General features: G+C 54.2%; 19 protein-coding genes. 11 read left to right on the top strand and 8 right to left on the bottom strand.

Annotation, left to right across the window (positions count from 1 at the left end; genetic code table 11):
• Positions 1 to 57: 57 nt before the first annotated feature.
• The gene (locus BLT38_RS05350) at positions 58 to 1,251 is read right to left on the bottom strand and encodes a zinc-dependent alcohol dehydrogenase (protein ID WP_083344258.1); all 1,194 of its coding nucleotides are present in this window, start codon (positions 1,249 to 1,251) and stop codon (positions 58 to 60) included.
• Positions 1,252 to 1,336: 85 nt separating this feature from the next.
• Positions 1,337 to 2,083, bottom strand: a complete 747-nt coding sequence (locus BLT38_RS05345; protein WP_083344257.1) for an SRPBCC family protein — start codon at positions 2,081 to 2,083, stop codon at positions 1,337 to 1,339.
• Between the two features lie 567 nt (positions 2,084 to 2,650).
• On the opposite strand from BLT38_RS05345, the gene BLT38_RS05340 reads away from it, so the two are divergent.
• Both BLT38_RS05340 and BLT38_RS05335 read left to right on the top strand, forming a co-directional pair.
• Positions 2,651 to 2,944, top strand: a complete 294-nt coding sequence (locus tag BLT38_RS05340) for a putative quinol monooxygenase (protein WP_083344256.1) — start codon at positions 2,651 to 2,653, stop codon at positions 2,942 to 2,944.
• Positions 2,945 to 3,372: 428 nt separating this feature from the next.
• Positions 3,373 to 4,206, top strand: a complete 834-nt coding sequence (locus BLT38_RS05335) for a TIGR03435 family protein (RefSeq protein ID WP_172838154.1) — start codon at positions 3,373 to 3,375, stop codon at positions 4,204 to 4,206.
• A gap of 553 nt (positions 4,207 to 4,759) precedes the next feature.
• Here the strand turns inward: BLT38_RS05335 and BLT38_RS05330 are convergent.
• Positions 4,760 to 4,945 carry a type II toxin-antitoxin system HicB family antitoxin gene (locus BLT38_RS05330; RefSeq protein WP_083344216.1) on the bottom strand — a complete coding sequence of 62 codons (186 nt, stop codon included), beginning with the start codon at positions 4,943 to 4,945 and terminating at the stop codon, positions 4,760 to 4,762.
• Positions 4,946 to 5,952: 1,007 nt separating this feature from the next.
• On the opposite strand from BLT38_RS05330, the gene BLT38_RS05325 reads away from it, so the two are divergent.
• The 6 genes from BLT38_RS05325 (at position 5,953) to BLT38_RS05295 (ending at position 11,338) form a co-directional block, all read left to right on the top strand.
• Positions 5,953 to 6,720: a transporter gene (locus BLT38_RS05325; protein WP_231966767.1), complete on the top strand. Its 768-nt coding sequence runs from the start codon at positions 5,953 to 5,955 to the stop codon at positions 6,718 to 6,720.
• Between the two features lie 17 nt (positions 6,721 to 6,737).
• Positions 6,738 to 7,409, top strand: a complete 672-nt coding sequence (locus tag BLT38_RS05320) for a DUF1345 domain-containing protein (RefSeq protein WP_231966766.1) — start codon at positions 6,738 to 6,740, stop codon at positions 7,407 to 7,409.
• A 106-nt stretch (positions 7,410 to 7,515) separates the two neighbouring features.
• Positions 7,516 to 7,668: a hypothetical protein gene (locus tag BLT38_RS20455; RefSeq protein ID WP_156785023.1), complete on the top strand. Its 153-nt coding sequence runs from the start codon at positions 7,516 to 7,518 to the stop codon at positions 7,666 to 7,668.
• Positions 7,669 to 8,970: 1,302 nt separating this feature from the next.
• Complete coding sequence (locus tag BLT38_RS05305) at positions 8,971 to 9,663, top strand: VOC family protein (protein WP_197674936.1); 693 nt, start codon at positions 8,971 to 8,973, stop codon at positions 9,661 to 9,663.
• Positions 9,664 to 9,832: 169 nt separating this feature from the next.
• Positions 9,833 to 10,639, top strand: coding sequence for a GAF domain-containing protein (locus BLT38_RS05300; protein ID WP_083344251.1), 807 nt, complete (start codon positions 9,833 to 9,835; stop codon positions 10,637 to 10,639).
• Positions 10,640 to 10,807: 168 nt separating this feature from the next.
• A complete protein-coding gene (locus BLT38_RS05295; RefSeq protein ID WP_156785022.1) occupies positions 10,808 to 11,338 on the top strand; it encodes a cupin domain-containing protein in 531 nt (176 codons plus the stop codon).
• Positions 11,339 to 11,405: 67 nt separating this feature from the next.
• On the opposite strand, the gene BLT38_RS05290 is transcribed toward BLT38_RS05295, so the two are convergent.
• From BLT38_RS05290 to BLT38_RS05280, 3 genes are all read right to left on the bottom strand, one after another.
• Complete coding sequence (locus BLT38_RS05290; RefSeq protein WP_231966765.1) at positions 11,406 to 12,188, bottom strand: class II aldolase/adducin family protein; 783 nt, start codon at positions 12,186 to 12,188, stop codon at positions 11,406 to 11,408.
• Positions 12,189 to 12,217: 29 nt separating this feature from the next.
• Positions 12,218 to 13,273 (bottom strand): radical SAM protein, encoded by a 1,056-nt coding sequence (locus BLT38_RS05285; protein ID WP_231966764.1) that lies wholly within the window; start codon positions 13,271 to 13,273, stop codon positions 12,218 to 12,220.
• A gap of 73 nt (positions 13,274 to 13,346) precedes the next feature.
• On the bottom strand, positions 13,347 to 13,745 hold the full coding sequence (locus BLT38_RS05280) for a hypothetical protein (protein WP_083344249.1): 399 nt from the start codon (positions 13,743 to 13,745) through the stop codon (positions 13,347 to 13,349).
• Positions 13,746 to 14,011: 266 nt separating this feature from the next.
• Between BLT38_RS05280 and BLT38_RS05275 the strand changes: the two genes are divergently transcribed.
• From BLT38_RS05275 to BLT38_RS05265, 3 genes are all read left to right on the top strand, one after another.
• Entirely contained in the window at positions 14,012 to 14,908 is an 897-nt protein-coding gene (locus tag BLT38_RS05275) for a helix-turn-helix domain-containing protein (protein ID WP_083344248.1), read from the top strand.
• Positions 14,909 to 15,162: 254 nt separating this feature from the next.
• Complete coding sequence (locus BLT38_RS05270) at positions 15,163 to 16,080, top strand: MBL fold metallo-hydrolase (RefSeq protein ID WP_083344247.1); 918 nt, start codon at positions 15,163 to 15,165, stop codon at positions 16,078 to 16,080.
• A 94-nt stretch (positions 16,081 to 16,174) separates the two neighbouring features.
• On the top strand, positions 16,175 to 16,714 hold the full coding sequence (locus BLT38_RS05265; protein WP_083344246.1) for a DUF417 family protein: 540 nt from the start codon (positions 16,175 to 16,177) through the stop codon (positions 16,712 to 16,714).
• A gap of 106 nt (positions 16,715 to 16,820) precedes the next feature.
• Here the strand turns inward: BLT38_RS05265 and BLT38_RS20910 are convergent, their stop codons facing one another.
• On the bottom strand, positions 16,821 to 17,327 hold the full coding sequence (locus tag BLT38_RS20910) for a transglutaminase-like domain-containing protein (RefSeq protein WP_231966763.1): 507 nt from the start codon (positions 17,325 to 17,327) through the stop codon (positions 16,821 to 16,823).
• Complete coding sequence (locus BLT38_RS20905) at positions 17,269 to 17,865, bottom strand: hypothetical protein (RefSeq protein ID WP_231966762.1); 597 nt, start codon at positions 17,863 to 17,865, stop codon at positions 17,269 to 17,271. The genes BLT38_RS20910 and BLT38_RS20905 overlap by 59 nt, the downstream gene beginning before the upstream one ends.
• Positions 17,866 to 17,879 lie beyond the last annotated feature (14 nt).

Below are 17,879 nucleotides of genomic sequence, written 5' to 3'. Positions count from 1 at the left end.
CGGCGAGACTATTTCCTGATTGTGTCGTGTTCATACGTTTCCTCTCACCTGGCCGCGCTAGGCGGCTGTTGTCTGTTCCCACGGTTTCAAGACGATCTTCGTGCAACGATCCAGCTTGTCGCGGAACATGCGGTAGGCTTCTGGCGCGCGATCCAACGGCAATGTGTGGCTGATGACGAACGACGGGTCAATCTCACCCCGTTGAATACGTTCAAGCAGTGGTCCCATGTAACGCATCATGTGCGTCTGGCCTGTCTTCATGGTGATGGCCTTGTTCATATAAGCACCCATCGGGATTTTGTCGACGAAGCCCCCGTAGACGCCGGGAATCGAGATCGTTCCACCTTTCTTGCACGCCATGATGACCTGACGAAGCACCGTGGGACGATCCGTCTCAATGCGTGCCATCTGCTTCGCCCGATCGAGGGCATACATTGCGCCATGACCTGACGCTTCCAGGCCCACCACATCCATGCAGGCGTCAGGACCGCGATTGCCGGTCATGTCGTGCAAGGCGTCTAGCACGTCGTCCTGATCGAAGTTCAATGTCTCTGCACCGGCTGCGCGCGCCATCTCCAGCCGTTCTGGTACGCGGTCGATGGCGATCACCCGTCCAGCGCCGAGCAGGAAGCAACTGCGAATCGCAAACTGCGCGACGGGGCCGCAACCCCATACGGCGACGGTGTCTCCCGGGCGGATATTGCAGTTTTCTGCACCCATATAACCAGTTGGGAAGATGTCTGATAGGAAGACCACCTTCTCGTCTGGGATGCCTTCCGGTATTTTGAGGGGACCAACATCGGCATAGGGCACGCGAGCATACTGCGCCTGTCCGCCGCTATAGCCACCCAGCATGTGCGTGTAACCGAATAGTCCGGACGGGCTGTAGCCCATCATCTTTTCCGCAATCCAGGCATTGGGATTGGAGTTGTCGCAGCAGGACCACAGTTGATCGTTACATGGCTGGCAGCTCCCGCACGCAATGGTGAATGGAACCACGACGCGGTCTCCGACCTTCAGTTTTTCTTTGCTGATTCCAGAGCCGACCTCGACGATCTCACCCATGAACTCGTGGCCCATGATGTCGCCCTGTTCCATTGTGGGGATGAAGCCGTCGTAGAGGTGAAGGTCAGAACCACAGATACAGGTGCTGGTGATGCGAACGATTGCATCGCGAGGGTTGAGGATCTTGGGATCAGGTACATCATGCACCTGCATTTTTTCTTTGCCCATCCAGCAGACAGCTTTCATTGGAAGCTCCTTTACGGATCGAGAGAACAGGAAGACACACGCGCCGCAGGTGGAGTAGGCACGTCGTAATGGGGATGTTCGAGCCCTAAGCCGATTGGCTGTACGCAGACGCGGCTTGTGGGTCCGGGAGGTTGCTCTTCTCACGGAAGAGAAGTTGTTCGGTGTGACCGTGAATACCGCGTGGACCATGCGATTGGCCACGCGTTGTCGGCACTTCGCCGGTCTCGAGCAACTGCTTGAAACGTCGAACGTCCTCGCGCACAACGAAGTCTGGACTCTTGCCGAAGATGGCAGCGAGTCCAGTCGCGAGCGAACCACCGGGAAGTGTGTATCCCACATTTACGGTGACAAAGGTGCCGCGGCTCTGCGGATCGGGACGAAACTCCACCGAGCCACTTGTCGCAATGTCGGAGTTGGGAAGGGACCGCCAAGCAATCCGCTTGTCTACTGTGTCTTCCGTGATCTCTGCATTCCAACGGATCTCGCGTTCGCCGGGCCCAAGAGCAATCCACTCCGAACGATCTCCGCCGACCTCGCGAACCGATTTGAGGTGGACCATGAAGCGTGGTAGGCCTGCGAAGTTCCGCCACAATGCATATGCCTGATTGGGCGAGGAGATTACCAGGAAGATTGCGTGTGTCTTGAATTGAGGTGGTGGAGACTGCGCTGCCTTGTAAGCGAGCAGGCCGCCGGCGGCTGCAATGGCGGTGCCGGCCTTGGAACGCCGCGTCAGGCCATAGGCGATAAGCGCTACCGCGCCAAGCACAAGGGTTTTAGGACCGAACGGCAACTGACTGGAGAGGTTGTTAGAGGAGGTAGAAGACTGCTGCATGCAAGACTCCTTCCGTGCTCGAGGCGAAGATATCGCATCGGTGGCGAGCCGAAGCTCGCGAGAGGATTAGGAGCGCTTTGCGATGGAGGTGGTGACCTGATATTCGCGATCGTGCTGACGGCAGGAAGCCATCCCGACGCGGTTGCGTACCCGCTGGGTACCGAACTCGTATCGGGCTCGGGTCTAGTCGCTGGAACATCTGCTCGCGACAGTTAGCTAGATGGCTTCTGCTCCGACGGGGTTGTTAACATTCCACCGAATAATGTGTGTCAGGCCAAATGTCGTCCGTTCTCTGTGCTTCCGCCGAGCGCTTATCCGCAACCCGCAGTCTGACTGAACACCCATTTAGAAATTCGTTCGTTTTCTCCACCAGCAGCTCTCAATGACCGCAGGGAATGCCCTGTTCCTGCTTTTGAGCGACTCCTCCTACGTAATAGGAGTAGAGTCGTTCGTGGACGGCGGCATGGCAAGCATGCAAGTCTCTTTCACGCCTTTCGTTAGGGACACTTGCTGTCGCAACAAAGTGTCCCTCGGTATTTCACGAGCAAACAGAAAGAGAGCCGGTATATGGATCGCTTTGGAATTTTGGCAATACTAGAAGCAAAGCCAGGCAAGGAACAGGAAGTCGCAGAGTTTTTGAAATCTGCTCAGCCGCTTGTTCTGCAGGAAGTTGGCACGTCAGCCTGGTTCGCGTTCCAGACGGGACCAACAAGCTTCGGGATCTTCGATACCTTCGCTGATGAGGATGGACGCAACGCCCACCTGACGGGCGAGGTGGCCAAAGCACTCTTCGACAAAGCAGAAGAACTCTTCGCAGCTAAACCTCAGTTAAGTATGGCTGACCTTCTCGCAACGAAATAGCGCTGTTCAGTAGCCTATTTTTGAAACATTTGAGGAAGGCCATTTCCCCTCGCTCGCGCGAAGAATATGCGAATTGAGCGAAAGCCATTTCCTTGTCTACGTGCCTGTTTCGTCCTTTTATCTGCGATTGGTACCGATAAGTCGGCATCCGTCATCAATCCGCTGAGACCAAGTAGAGGTTCGCCCTGTTGTCATCAATCGAGAACGCCCGGGCAGATTACGGCGGCAGTGACAGCTACCCCAGCGGATGTGATTGCCGGTAGCGGCTGTCCGCGTCAAGACAGAGCAAATACTCAAGGTCTTGTGTATTGTTCAATCACGCTTAGAGCGCGTCCGCTTTAACTCTGATTCAGATTCGGAAGCCGAACTCAAACCTGTCTTTTCTTGTAAGCGAAAGTCATTTGTGGAGTGTCCCTCATGCCAACGAAGTGCCGAACTTTCATCATTTTTGCGATGATATCGGCTGCTCTCTATACGAGCCGAATACTCCACCGACAAGCGAGCAAGCCGCCGGGTATCCAGACGAAAGACATGAAGATATCGCGCTCAAGTTTGATGTAGCCAGCATCCATGAGTTGGCTCCCAGTGCTCCGGCCAGGCAGCATCTGAACAATCCTAGTCATGTGGGTCGCCTTGATGCCGTCATGCGGCTGAGTCAGCTGATTGCCGAGGCATTTGGCGTCAACTTCAGATACCAGCTTGCGGGAGTTCCAGACTGGCTGGACCGAGAGAACTTCGGCGTACATGCAAGTTCGGATGAAGAGGTCAGCCGCCGGCTTGCTAGCTTGCCCGATGAAGAAGCAACAGCAGACAAACGGCGTATGCTTCTGCAGTTGCTGCAGAACAGATTTCGCCTGCAATATCACATAGAAGAACGGCCGGGGCTGACCTACTTTCTTACGAGTGTGAAAAGTGCAGCCAATTTAATCTCGGCGGCAGAGGAATCCGACAATTCTGGGATCTCTTCGGGTGGGCCCATCACGGACCTCGTAGTCACCGGGCACGGTGCAAAGATGAGCCAGTTCGCGGGTCTCATGAGCTACTACCTAAAGGCTCCGGTCGCGGATCAGACGAATCTCAACGGGACGTACAACTTTACGGTGCATTTCAACGCCAGTTCAGAATTACCAACTGCAGATATCGATTTTGGTCTACCGCCGGACCAGGCTTTAGCCGAGCAGATGGGATTGAAGTTGTTGCGCGGTAAGGCGCCCGTGCAGACTATTGTTGTCGATTCTGTAGAGAAGCCTTCACCCAATTAAAGCTCGATTCATTTCAGAATCCTATGACTCCTGAATGTTGAGGCGTCTCGAAACCTATCCTCAGATGCGGTGGCCAACTCGTGGCGACTTCCGATAAACGGTCAACCTTAGGCATTCGTTAGGGAATCAATAAAATCCACTCTCTGCCGGCACTTGAAGCGAGAAATTGGCGTTTGTGAGTGCCTATAGGTCTCGCCCTGCCGCACCTTCCATTCAGGACTGGTGATTTGCAGGAGCTTACTTCTTAATCAGCCTGCCCAGAAATGGCATGTTTTGAAACGACGTGACTTCCTCTATATCCAAGCGCCTCATGCAGCGCTTCATTACGACGCGAACACCACTGGCCTATACACATTCTCCGGAGTTTACCTGCCTCCTTCCTTGAGTAAGGAACATGTGGATCAGTTACGCATTGCGGGGATCGCGATCCCAAATCACCCCGTTACAAGCGGCGCACTCCAGTACAGAATGCCGTAGCGATTCTCTTAGAGCCCTGCTCTTTGTCGACATCCGATTGACGATTCATTTCCTAGAGGTACTTGAAGCGTACGCATTAGGATCGCTTCGCATTCTCCAGCCAAAGTCCGATTGTTTCCTGCATGTTGGCCTTGACCTCGCCGAGAGTGGGACCGCTTGTCAGGATCGCCGGGAGGTCTGGTACCGTTCCTCTCCAACTTCCATCAACCGCCTGTTCGAATACTGCATCGTATCCGGCCATTTTGACATGAACTTCAGACATCACACTTCTCCGCCCCTTAGTTAGTAACACCATTGTTCAACCCAGAACAAGCAGGTTGCAGATGCTATTCGTCTGTGTCAAGCACTGGCTCATGTGTCAGCCGTAATGGCCTGCACTGCACCCCCTCCCGCACGAACTCAGATGGATAGACGTGTCGTCTCCCGTTCCTTAGCATCACGCCCTCCATCGTTCCCGTGCACGGCTACACCGGTCGATGTGTCTGGCGAAGCCGTCGTCGCTCCCAAGGAGCCTAGGGCGATGAAACCGAAAGAGACCGCCGCAAAAAAGACCGCGAAGAGAGCGGCCTGACGCAACTGTCTTTCTGTGTGGCCCCGACCTGTCCGGCGCCGCGTTGTCGGTTCTCGTCACCAGAAGAGCTTTGGTGCGGACTATTTCCGTCCGTCGCGGAAACACGAGACGAATTCGTCGTCCCAAGCTTCTACGGAACTTCTATCGCTCAATAGAGAGGGACTTCCCGATTTGCAAATTCCGTCAATGCTTAGTGACTCGCAGACGGGTCACGTGCATCCAACCAGTGGCGCGTTCACATCATCACGCGCTGGGGAGGAAGTGTGCCCATCCTATCGCCTTGGATCGCTGCTCTTACGTTGGTCCTGGTTGGAGCTGCCACATGCTTGCAACTGCGAACCAGGGCTCTCCGAAGGGAGGCACAACGCTTGTCCGAGCGCCGGGAAATGTGCCGATACCTGAATGCCCTAAAAGAATAGAAGGTGCGCGCTTTGGGGAGAATGGCGATGACCGATTCGCATGCGAGTCCTTAATGCGCCGAGAAACAATCATCGTCCACAACGATTCTGTCGACATGTCGCGGCACGAGCGGTGCGCCATCATCTACGGATGATCCGATCTCATTCTCCGCGAAACTCGCGGGACACTGCCCAACGATGTTCTCCGCCAGATCCGGCACCCACCCTTTACGTCTATCCGTAGTCGGAGTTTGTATGTGGTCTTCGCTCAATCCTTGCGCTATTGCAGCCACCTTCACCGTGGCGCTCCTCTCGATCCGATCGCAAGCTCAAGCATTGGACTTAAACCCGACGCGCCCGACGGTGGCGAACAGCGCGGCGATTCAGGGCAAGGGTGTTTTGCAAGTGGAAGTTGGTTTTGATACCTACCCGCACGCCGTTCCTGGTCGACAAGACACTTTAGGTCTGCTGACGACGTATGTGCCTTTAGAGCGTCTGCGCGTTGACTTTGGGTGGTCGCCTTACGCATATCGTAAGGACGAAGACGAAAAAGGAAGAGGCGTCGGCACGATTCAGATCGGCGCCAAGGTCGTACTCGAAAAGGAACGCAATGGACATGCGGCGCCAGGCTTGGCTCTGCAATACGAAGCCGAGTTGCCGACCGCATCGGACCAGGCTTTGCAGGGATATGGCCAGCAGGTCACGATGCTCTTGAACCATCATTACGGCAAGGGCGGCATCGTCGATGTGATGCTCAACGGCTCGCTAGTTCAATCCGATTGCCAGGACGCGACGGGATGCGCCTATGGTGGTCAGCAGTCTGCGGCGGTCAGCTATCACCTCAACGAAAACACGCGACTTTATTCTGAAGTCTTCGGACAGAACAAAGGTCAATCCAACACTCCTCCCGGAACATACGTTTTCACCGGCTTCTACCGAAAGCTCCGAGATTCAGTCGGTATCGATGGAGGCATGCGTTTCGGCGTCACCAACCATTCCGCCAGGGTGGGCGTTACGTTAGCCATGGTTTTCGGGCGCAGGCTGCAAGGCGATTCGGCATCTAAGTAAGTGAAACGTTTGCAGCGGTGTGGCACTCTGGAGTTGATCAAATGAGGATTAGGAAATCCGGCGTCGGCGAGATATTCGCGCCCTGGCCGTTCATCTGGTTCGGGATCATCGCCATTGGAGGTTGCGCGATTGCATGTCCGACGCTCGGCGGCGTAGACGGGGTCATGATTGCCTTCGATATCGCGTCTCTCTGCTTTGCTCTGCTCTGTGTCGCCCTGTTTCGTCATGAGGCGCGACAGATGCGCGAATCGGCCAAGAAGAACGACGCGAACCGGGGCGTCCTGCTCCTGATCGCCTTCGTGGTTACCTGCGTGGTCCTCGTTGCTGTCGGCAGGGAGCTTTCGCAACAAGGCAGACCAAAAACTGCGGACGTGATCCTTATCGTAACGACGCTCACTCTGTGTTGGCTGTTTAGCACGCTTGTCTATTGCCTTCACTACGCGCATCTCTTCTACAGGCAGAACAAAGATGGTGTCGATGTCGGGGGCGCGTCGTTTCCCGCAACGGAGGAACCCAATTACTGGGATTTTCTCTACTTTTCTTCCTGTCTCGCAATGACATTCCAAACTTCCGACGTGGACATCACATCACGCAAGCTCCGCCGGATCGTGATGTTTCACTCCTTCGGTGCCTTCGTCTTCAATCTAGGAGTGATTGCGTTCAGTATCAACATTCTTGGCGGAAGCTGAGCCACCTTCAACCGAACTCCCACTAATGACTCGTTAACGGAAACAATCATCACCAAAGACCCTCAACGACCTGATCGAGAGCAACCACACTAGAATCCCCGTCATCGTGCATTTGAAGAGCGACACGCGTTGGGTGAGCCGCGAGGAGACCACCCTGTCGCTGACCGACTTATTGAGTCCTTTGGAAGCCGATGAGATGACAGCGGATCTAACCGGCAACAAACGGGACGAGATGCTTACCGAATCCAACGAAGAATAATGCGTCCCGCATCTCATGATCATGCCGGAAAAGAAACGAGGAACAATAGAAAGCAGCAGGGTTACAGACAATCATTTCGCGGTGATTGTGTTTATTGAGGAATGCCAGCTTACCAAACCATCCCCTCCGATCCCAGCCGAAGTTCTGAACCCGTGCATCGCCAAATTCTCGAGCCAAGGCCGCTCGATCCCCGTTGAATTGGCCAGCGATAGAAACCTCATGATCCACCCTGTAGAGGACGTCGAAGGAATCATCCTGGAACTCAGGCTAGAACGAACGGATTGGAACTGCTGAGGCTTCGACAGACCAGACTTCTTTCTGTCGAACGTCTGCCGTAGCAGCTTTCCTTTGCTACGAAAAAAAGCGTCAAAACTCCAGAAGGCCTGCCGGTCGGCTTGCCATCTGGCACGCTTTGATTTAATTCTGCGAAAGGACGAGTTGGCGATGAGTACGCGTCGCATGATTCCCTTACCGACCCTGACGCTCCTGGGACTGGAACGCCCTATTCCGGTGCGAGACGCGGTTCTTGTCGAGTACGGAAGGAATGGATTGACCGAATGGGTTATTCGGACTGGCCAGGAGTTACCACCAGAACTCATTCGGCGAACACTTACCTTTCGTGCTGGTGGCTATGAAGGATCTTGTTACTACGCTGACCGGCACGAGCTTAGGGGTAGCGGACCGGTGAGGGGCCTCCACGAGGAACGTTAGGAATATCTGCTGCGTCCCTTTGAAGCAGCGATGATGACGGCGGTACTCCACCGACAAAAGATATTCGTCGAACGGCATTGCAATGATTCTCTGCAACATATCCCAGGTTGTGACGGTGGCAGGTGAGCGAAGGGCGAAATGGCGAAGTACACGGCAAGAGATTGCCAGACGGCACTTACGAACTAAATGCGTTCTCGGACGGCCAACAGGTGGCGCACCCTTTCATTCATCGGGAGGGGGTTCTCCTCATCAGAGAACGGGCGCTGTATTCCGGTTGGAGCGAACTGCTTTCTGCTTACGAGAAACCAGACGGGACCCTGGTCTGCTCCTTGACCGACGTTGACCGGTTTATCGACGCCGTGGGTATGAACCGTAGCGATACCGACCCGGATAAGAGGTAGACCAACAGGCATCGCCATAATCCTTGCGTCCGAGAAACTCGTTTATGGGGAGTTTCGCTCTTACGGAGACACACTACAATTAGGAGTTGACAAGGAACCATGCCGCAGCGAATCTTGTCTTGCTGCGTAGGGCGCGACGGTAGATCGAAAGGGCAACGCCTGCCTACGATATTCGAGCAGAGTTGCGCCTATGCCGAACATCGATAACCTCAAGAAGCAATCCAAACAGTATCTGCCCCGGCACCACGACTGGTACTACCCCGTCGCGGCTCAGATCAGGTCTACGCTGCCTCGATTCCGTTCTATGGGAGACGTGGACATCCTGGAATCGGCTTTCAAATTCGCGGATGCCCAGGAGCTTGTTGCGCGACAAGACAGTTGGCGGGCGCTTCTGTCAGGAGCACATGCCATGAGCGATGCACCGAAACAAACACCGCTCGTTCCTATTCTCGCCTTCATTGAAGCGCAGCTTTTCGTTGCGAATGTTCAACGATCATGCGAATTCTACGCAGAAAAACTCGGCTTTAACGTGGAGTTCGTCTACGGCAGTCCATCGTTTTATGCGCAGGTCAGACGAGACAACGCCCGCTTGAACTTGCGGCTGTTTTCCGAACCCGTCTTTGTTGGCGACGTTCGCAAGCGAGAAGGTCTTCTCTCTGCTTCGATCAGTGTTGCCACTGCGAGCGAAATCAAGAACTTATTTTTAGCTTTCAAGGCTGCGGGTGTTCTATTCCAACAGACATTGAAGAAGGAGCCCTGGGGTGGAAGAAGGAGCCCTGGGGTGCACGAACCTTCATCGTTTCGGATCCGGACGAAAACCCGATCCTCTTTGCTGGGCCAGCTGACTAGTCGAACTGATACGTGTCCGGGGGAGAGAACCTAGAGCGTGACTTCCGAAAATCGGGCGCTCGTCAGCAATCGACAGATGACGGGAGGCTCGTTTGTCGTTACCTGACAGCGAGCGCAAAGTGAAGCGAGGCGGCTCAAAGCACCCAGAGTGGGAGCTTCAACTCGGTACAATCTGCTCTGCAGATACAATTGGAAGGAAGTCCATGCTGCAGACCCCCGCTCAACTCGAAGCAGCTGGCCTTGAGGTCGTGGACCTTTCTGACGAGTCGTATTATGCGAAGCGACGCGTCCACCGACGCGACAGCTCGATGCAGATGGAAGGCCTGCACAGAATTGCTATGGCCTTCGTCCAGAGGCCCGAAACGATCCTTCAAGAGCTTGTCGATGCGGCTGTTCGCCTTTGTGGTGCGGACAGCGCGGGGATAAGCATTGAACGCGAAAACAAGACCGACGAAGCCTTCTACCATTGGGTGGCGATCGCAGGTGAATACTCTCCTTTTCTAAATGCGGTCCTGCCGCGCACGCCAAGCGCATGTTCAGTCTCACTTGAAAGAGGAACGCCGCAGCTGTTCCGCGTCGATCAACGATTTTTTGACATTCTTGGCGTAGAGGCTGCGCCTGTCAAAGATGGGATACTTCTTCCGTGGGACGTCGAGGAGACGCGTGGAACGATCTTCATCCTCTCGCACGCACGAAACGAGGCATTCGATATTGAAGACCTGCACCTCATGCAGGTTCTTGCGAACTTCGCAGCGATGGGTATTCGCCAGCAGCGACAACAAGAAAAGTTGCGAAATCAAGCCGCCGCGGCGGCCGCTGTTTCCATGGCGAACGACCTCGCCCACCAAATCAATAATCCGTTGCAGTCTTTGACGAACGTCCTCTACATCGCGAAACAACGTGACGGCGTTGGTGACGAGAAGACCCTTGCCCTGAAATTAGAGAATGACTTCGAACGACTCACGTCGTTGGCGAGGCGTCTTCTTGAACTTCCCAATAAAGCTACCTAACAGCCGTCGACTAGCTCACGATCCGATATCGCGAGTCATCAGTCCCAATACGTCGGCTTTCCATCATCAACCAGGAAGGATTGCGCCGGGAAGCGTATTCTTGCTGGGGACGCCCGTTGGGTACCAGGCTCTGCTTCATATCAAAAGGAAAGACTCTTAGGAGGTACCTTGAAACGACGTGATTTCGTTAAGATGGGCGCTCTCTCTGTACCTTCTTTCGCGTTGGCGCAGTCGCTCCCGCAGCAATCGAAAGCCAGGACGGTTGCTGCCGGTGCGGATCGCTTGGGCGAGACACACACATTAGGGTTCAGCAAAATAGCCTTCAAGGCTTCTCCCGCCGACACCGAAGGTGGTCTATTCATCATGGAACATTCCAATCTGACGAAAGGTGGCCCCTACCGCCATGTGCATCCGGCTCAGGATGAATGGCTATACGCGATGGAGGGAGAATTCCGCGTCGAGATCGGCGACCAAAAGTTGACGTTGAGACCGGGTGACTCCGTACTTATGCCGAGAAAGGTTCCGCATGTTTGGGCACAGGTCGGCGAGACGCCGGGAAAGCTTTTGATCGCATTTACACCGGCAGGGCGAATGGAGGAGTTCTTCCGTGATTTTGGCAAGACAGGCAAGCTACCCACTGACCCCGATGTTGTGAAAGCTTATGGCCTGGAACGAGTTGGGCCGCCTCTCAGCGTTTAGTCGCTTAACGGTTTCTTGAAAGTGGCGAGATTGAGACGGTAGATTCGGGGGTTTCCAGCCACTGCTGTCAGGAAGACAATTCGTTCGTTTTCAGGCCACCAACTTGGGCACCGATCAGAGTGTGATTCGCTACCTTTTCGGATAACACAACGTTACGGCCCTCCTGTTGCGGTGACAAATACATCTCTTGGGCGTTGTGAACATATTTCGATCGGGCACTTTGGAGCCGGTCGATCTGGTCTGCCCCAAGAGGCTGAGCAGTGCCTAGTTGATGGGCAATGAGACCTACCTGTGCAAGATGCTCAACCGTCTCCATCTTCATGAATGCATCGAGAAGGGTCGTCCCGTAGCTGACCACGCCATGGTTTGCGAGCAGGATTGTCTCATGATCCGTGAGGAAAGGCCGCATACTCGCCGCCACTTCATCGGTGCCGGTAGTTGCATAGGGTGCCAGAGGCACGCGTCCCACGGTCATGACCGCTTCTTGGCAGAGAGGTTCATTGAGCGCTCGTCCAGAGCAGGCGAAAGCCGTCGCAATCGGAGGATGAGAATGGACGACGGCATGGATGTCCGCTCGTTGCCGATATACCGCGAGATGCATGGCGATCTCACTTGTGACCTTTCGTGTGCCTGCGATCAGACGTCCATCGAGATCGACAATCACCATGTCAGAAGCTTTGATCAGACCTTTGCTGACGCCGGTCGGAGTCACGAGAAGTCGTTCAGAGTCGAGACGTACCGAAAGATTGCCCGAAGTTCCGGGAGTAAATCCCAGGCGAGAGAGCCACCTGCTGAACTTTTTCAGATCGCGCCTCAATCCCTGTTCTACAGTGCATTCGCGTTCGTTCAAAACTCCCTCCTGTTCGTTTCGTTTTGCGATTAATTGGACAGAATTTTGAATGGCACTGATTTCGTCTGCGTGGCACGTTTGGACGAGAAAGTCCCTCGCGCCTTACGCCATCCCTTTCCGATTCTGTCTGACGCCATGAAGAGATGACCAGCAGTGAGTCCGCCAAGAACTCTGTAGTGGCCGACTGCGGCTAGTCCCATCGAAGCGATACAGCCGCATTGCGAGCAATCGGGGTCTCCTCCGAACTGACAAGGCGTGATCTGCGTCTTGAGATCCGCAGAGATTGTTTCTGTTGTTCGAGCGAAGATGCACTCTTCTGGACTGGAGGGTGGCGTTGCAATCTCATCGATGACGATATCGTGCATGTCAAGCTTGGGATAGAGAGGGCGTAACCGTCTCAACTCGTTCATAACAACCGTTCGCTGAACTGGCGACAGGATCTCAGGATCCGTTGCGCCGCGCTGCGGCGTAAACAGACTGAACCAGATTTTCCGGATAGAAGGATTGGCGCTCCAGAACGCCAAAAACTCTTCCAGATAACCTGGACGCGAAGCGATCTGAGACGTGATCGTGGAGTGTATTGTGACTTGTGCGTCGACGATGTTCTTCAGAATCCGCTCATAGGTAGCTGGTTTTCTGCGCTCATCGTGCTCGGGTTGGAGGCCATCAATCGAAACGACGACATTCAACTTCGTATAGTCCTTCCAGTGCGATGGAATCACTCGGAAGGCACTTGTAACAACCTGAGTGTGGATACCACGAGCCTCGATTTGTGGAAGCAGTTGCTCCAATTCCCGATAGCGAACCAATGGATCACCGCCGACCAGAGAGACGTGGAGCGGTTTCAATTCATCAAGAAGAGCGAGAACGCGAGTAACGAGTTCGTCTCCCTTAAAGTCCGAGAGCTGACTTAGCTGAGTGAAACTACCAAGATGGGCAGCGTCGAAGGCATAGCACCCGGGGCAACGTAGGGGGCACTCTTTGGTAATTTCGATCGAGAGAGACGGAGCACGGCCAGACAGGATACTGGCCCAAGCTTTGAGCACTTCAGACTTTTTCATTACATCCCCCAAGACGATCCACAAGTGTGATTAGTCCTGTTGCAGGAATTCACCATGACTCAAATGAGCCGTTCGAAGGTGGGCGCTTGGGAAGGAATCAGATCTGTAGGGGGAGCGTGCATTGGCGAAGGGATGGACTCGGAAATGGGACGGTATGGAGAATTGAGTTGAGGCCCATGAACGATCCCGTGACAACAGGATCGTTGTGCTGTAGCACAATCGACAGCCATCTCCTTAAACACAACGTCGCTCTGAAGGAACACTTGGCGTGCTGCATCATGACCATCACAAAACAGAACATCGTGGCGATAGCAAGCAGACCAAACTCGAAATCCTGACCACCGTTCAGGAAGCCGTCAAAGTTCCAGAAATGCTCGGTCCAGGGCATGACCAACAAGACGAGACCAATGAACAGGAGAGCGCCTCGACTTCCGGCAGTCCATAGATTGGACATGCCATCGATTCGGTGCAGCGCCGGAATGGTGGCCGTTTTCATCGTTTCGCCCTGCAGCTTCGATTCTACGCTTTGCGGTTAACCGATGAACTCATCCCATGCACAGCAGATAACCGTACATGGCTGTCGAATCCATCCTGGATGGACTCAAAACCGCCGACGTACTCATTCAGGGACGGATAGAGGTGGGGGCTTTCGGTCTGCGAGGTGTGCTGACGAACCTGGAGACCATCAAGGGGAGGTGCTTGACGCTCACCGCCGAGTGCGGGGTGCAGTGCTTGAGCATCACTTGACGCCTGCGATTGAGAATGACATATGCACTAAAATGGGCGGTGTCTTTCGAGCTCAAATCGCCGCATGGTTTAGCTCAATTCGCGGTCCAGCAACAGCAATGGCTGGGGATCGATCTCCACTGCATCACGCAGAACATCTCCGCTAAGAAGTCGTGGCAAAGTTTTGCTTCGGATCAGGCGACAGTTTCAGTCATCCTCCGGCAAGGTGGTGGAGGATTCTGCGAGCCAAGGAAGCGAATCAATGCTCCTCTCGCCCGCACACGCTATGATGCGGGCTTTTCGATGTACATCCCATCCCATGCCGAGATTTGGGGGTTCGGCGATTCCACAAATCTTGTCTGCGATTTGCGCGCTCGCTTTCAGTTGCCTGCCGTTGAAGCCATGCTGGGGGATAAGTTTGACCGGCACAAATGGAGTGAACCCGTCCTCCTGATCTACGACGAACGGGTTCGTAAGATCGCCGCTCTCCTATGGGACGAGTGCCACGCACCGGCGGGTGGGTCTTCGCTTTGTGGCGAGAGCCTGACTACAGCCCTTATGGCGAGCTTCTTCACGGTGAGCCGCACTGTGCAACCGTCAGAACAGCGAGGACTTTCGCGTCCGATGTTGAAAAGAAGTTTGGATTATATGGAGGCTAATTTTGTCCGGGAGTTGCACCTTGACGAACTGGCGGCCGTGGTCGGTTTATCGTGTTCTCACTTCGGTCGCAGCTTCAAAACTTCTTTAGGAATCTCGCCGCACCAGTGGCTCATGCAACGGAGGATCGCTCTTGCTCAAGAGCTACTTCTTCAGAAAGAAAGCATTGCGGTAGCCGCTCAGATGGCTGGCTTCGCAAACCAGAGTCACTTCACCAAAATCTTTCGAACAATCACGGGCATAACTCCGCGTCGTTGGATTGACCAGGTTCAATGAGAGTCGCCGAAGCCAAAGTTATTTCGGAACATTTTTAGCCTCTTTGTGACATACATCCGACTTCAGACTTGATCAACTTGACCCATCGCGCCGCTCAAATTGCTGGGACGCCTTATGCAGAGCGAGCGCGACCATAGTGTTGTCCACGTTAAAGAGTTTGACGTCTCGCATAAATGAGGGTGGGCGATGAGGCAGATGGTCGCGGTGCCTAAAAAGGACCTGCTAATAAACGATGCGCGATAGGAGGAACAATCATGAGCAACGAAACTGACCGGGCAGCCACACCACCGTGGGATGCTTCCCTTGTCAATCTCACCTCCAAAGAACTGTCACCCGGTGTGTTCGCCGTATTGCCAGACGACGTGTTTGATAAAGATCATGTGGCCACGACAGCCGGATTCGTGATCGGCGAACGATCCGTCTTGGTCATAGAATCTATGCTCAATGGCGATCTCGCATCGCAACTCATTGGCCTGGTGAGGAAGGAGACGAACAAACCGATTCGGTTTCTCGTGAATACGAGTTATCACGGAGATCATGCTTACGGGAATTATGTTTTCCCGATAAGTACGGTCATCGTTCAGCATCCCGCCACCAAGCGCTATATGGATGAGCACTTCGAAGACGATCGCAACTTCATGCTGGGGCTCATGGGCCGGGGCAAAGGCATTGAACGGGTTCAATCACGCAGTGCTGACGTTGTTGTATCGGAAATGATCACTGTTGACCTGGGTGGCCGAATGGTGGAAATACGCCACCTCGGGTTCGCGCAAACACCGGGAGATCTTGTCATCTGGGTGCCCGATGCAAAGGTGCTATGGGTAGGCAACATGATCCAAGCGCCATCGCCCGCTCTTCCCTGGCTTTTAGAAGGCCGGCATCATGACACGATCGAGACTCTTAATCGCGTGAAGACATTTCTTCCAGAGGACGCAACGATCATTCCTGGGCATGGCAAGCCCATGCGTGCATCGGACATCGATTTCCCCATCAAGTATCTTCAGGAACTCGACCAAGCGGTACGTGAGGCCATCGATGAGGGCCGCTCCGCAGAGGAGATCCAGGATGCAGTCGCCATGGCTCACTACGGGGACTACAGCCTCTTTGACTGGGCCCATAAGACGGTCAACATCCCCGCTGCATGGAGTCATCTGCAAAGCACGATTACGTAGTCTTATTGATTCTCAAGAAGCAAGAGTTATTGTCTTAGCGGTCCGCTAAGACACGTCGTCTGTGCCAAGAACCCTCAAACAAAGGAAGGTGAACATGAACAGTGCCTCATCCATACAGGAATCTCGCGATGAAATCGTGCCCAGCGGCCCACTCATTCGCTTATCGCTGTGGGTCGGGGACCGTAACCTGCCCTTTTGGGTGTTGAGCATTGGCATGATCGTCATGCTTCTTTGGGCCGGAGCTTTCAAGATGACCAAGCCCGGGGCCGAGGGGATCATTCCGTTGGTTTCAAACAGCCCATTGATCTCGTGGCAATTTAAGTTGCTCGGGCCCTACATGGGATCGAACATGATCGGAGCCACTGAGTGGACTGCGGCTCTGCTGTTCATCGTCGGCTATGCCCGTCCGAAAGCTGGCCTCATCGGAGCTCTGATAACCACGATCATGTTCTTCATCACCAGCACGATGCTCGTCTCGACTCCGGACGCGACCATTGCGTGGAAAGGGTTCCGCTACATGAATAACTTGGGACTATTCCTCTTCAAAGATGTGATCTCTCTCGGTGTTTCGTTGTACTTCATCAGCTATTACGGCCGTAGGGTGATGCTTGACGAGGCCAGAACGGATTCATAGCTAAGAACACTTCGGGATAAAGGACGCGCATCTGCACACAACAACGCATGGAAAAGGCGTTGTGGGAAGGAATTTCCCACGGAGGTGGGGATGAAGAACGTTTCAACTAGATCGCAGGGGTAATTGGAGAGTCAGCACTGGGATCGGCGCTCGTTGTGAGTGGCACACGACGTCCGTCACAATCGACCTCGTTCGATTCAACATAGAAGTGCGTCAATTCAGCCGCTCCAAAGCTCGTGGTGATAGCCACGTCCACAGCGTCTCTGCCGAAAGCCATCGGGATGCGTCCCAGCCGAGGTGTGTTGTGTCGAGCGTCCATGTCCCACCAACGACCATCGATCCAGATCTGATACCAAGCGGCAAAATCCCCGGCTCCCCCATAGGGCACGCGAATGTCACCCAGATAACCAGTAACATAGCGAGCCGGAATGTTTAGCGCGCGAGTCAGTGTGATCGCTAGATGTTGGAAATCGCGACACACTCCAACGCGCTCCGTGAACACGTCCATCGCTGTCTTGGTCGATCGCGCGGCTTGGTAGTTGAAGGTGACTTTGTCATGTACCCAGTCGCGAATTGTGGCGGCGCGTTCCCAAACGGGTCTTAGTGCTACCAAAAAGCTCCGTAGCAATGGCGCCGAATTCGTCGACCTGGCAATAGCGGCTTGCCAGCAAAAACTGCAGCGCTTCGTCTGGAAGGTCTTCTATGGGTGTCTGTAGGAGTCCCTCCTCCTGCCGATCAGATGTATCGGAGACTTCCACTACATTGGATCCATAAAGACAAATCACTTCCGCTGGAGCCACGAAACGTGAACAGCGATTTCCGAAGCTGTCGATGTACTGCGACACATGCAAGAGAGTTGGCTCTAGCGGTTCATTCGCTGCAACAATCTGCTCGACCTTGAGAGTGTCAGCGGAGAGAAGCTTGCTCTCGACGCAAGGGTGGACGTGTAATACAGCAACGATTGGGGTTTGTTTTTGGATGTGAAACCGGATCTCAAATTCGGACTTGATCTTCATATCAATTTCCTGGGGAAGGGCGATCTCTATCGACTCGCAAGAGGTTTCATCGGCGCCCGCGGCAGAAGTTTGATGCACTGTTGAACGATCAAGGTTTCCCTCGAAAACGATCGCGCTCCTTGAGAGAACGATCAATCGCTCACTGCTAT

Source organism: Terriglobus roseus (assembly GCF_900102185.1).
In the GTDB taxonomy this organism is placed as follows: domain Bacteria; phylum Acidobacteriota; class Terriglobia; order Terriglobales; family Acidobacteriaceae; genus Terriglobus; species Terriglobus roseus_A.
Note: the sequence above shows the minus strand (reverse complement) of the source record. Positions and strands in the feature narration are given on the sequence as shown.

Bases quoted from the DNA above. Each gene is read 5' to 3' on its own strand.
- BLT38_RS05350 (WP_083344258.1), bottom strand. From the start codon at position 1,251: ATGAAAGCTGTCTGCTGGATGGGCAAAGAAAAAATGCAGGTGCATGAT.
- BLT38_RS05345 (WP_083344257.1), bottom strand. From the start codon at position 2,083: ATGCAGCAGTCTTCTACCTCCTCTAACAACCTCTCCAGTCAGTTGCCG.
- BLT38_RS05340 (WP_083344256.1), top strand. From the start codon at position 2,651: ATGGATCGCTTTGGAATTTTGGCAATACTAGAAGCAAAGCCAGGCAAG.
- BLT38_RS05330 (WP_083344216.1), bottom strand. From the start codon at position 4,945: ATGTCTGAAGTTCATGTCAAAATGGCCGGATACGATGCAGTATTCGAA.
- BLT38_RS05305 (WP_197674936.1), top strand. From the start codon at position 8,971: ATGCCGAACATCGATAACCTCAAGAAGCAATCCAAACAGTATCTGCCC.
- BLT38_RS05300 (WP_083344251.1), top strand. From the start codon at position 9,833: ATGCTGCAGACCCCCGCTCAACTCGAAGCAGCTGGCCTTGAGGTCGTG.
- BLT38_RS05280 (WP_083344249.1), bottom strand. From the start codon at position 13,745: ATGAAAACGGCCACCATTCCGGCGCTGCACCGAATCGATGGCATGTCC.
- BLT38_RS05275 (WP_083344248.1), top strand. From the start codon at position 14,012: ATGACATATGCACTAAAATGGGCGGTGTCTTTCGAGCTCAAATCGCCG.
- BLT38_RS05270 (WP_083344247.1), top strand. From the start codon at position 15,163: ATGAGCAACGAAACTGACCGGGCAGCCACACCACCGTGGGATGCTTCC.
- BLT38_RS05265 (WP_083344246.1), top strand. From the start codon at position 16,175: ATGAACAGTGCCTCATCCATACAGGAATCTCGCGATGAAATCGTGCCC.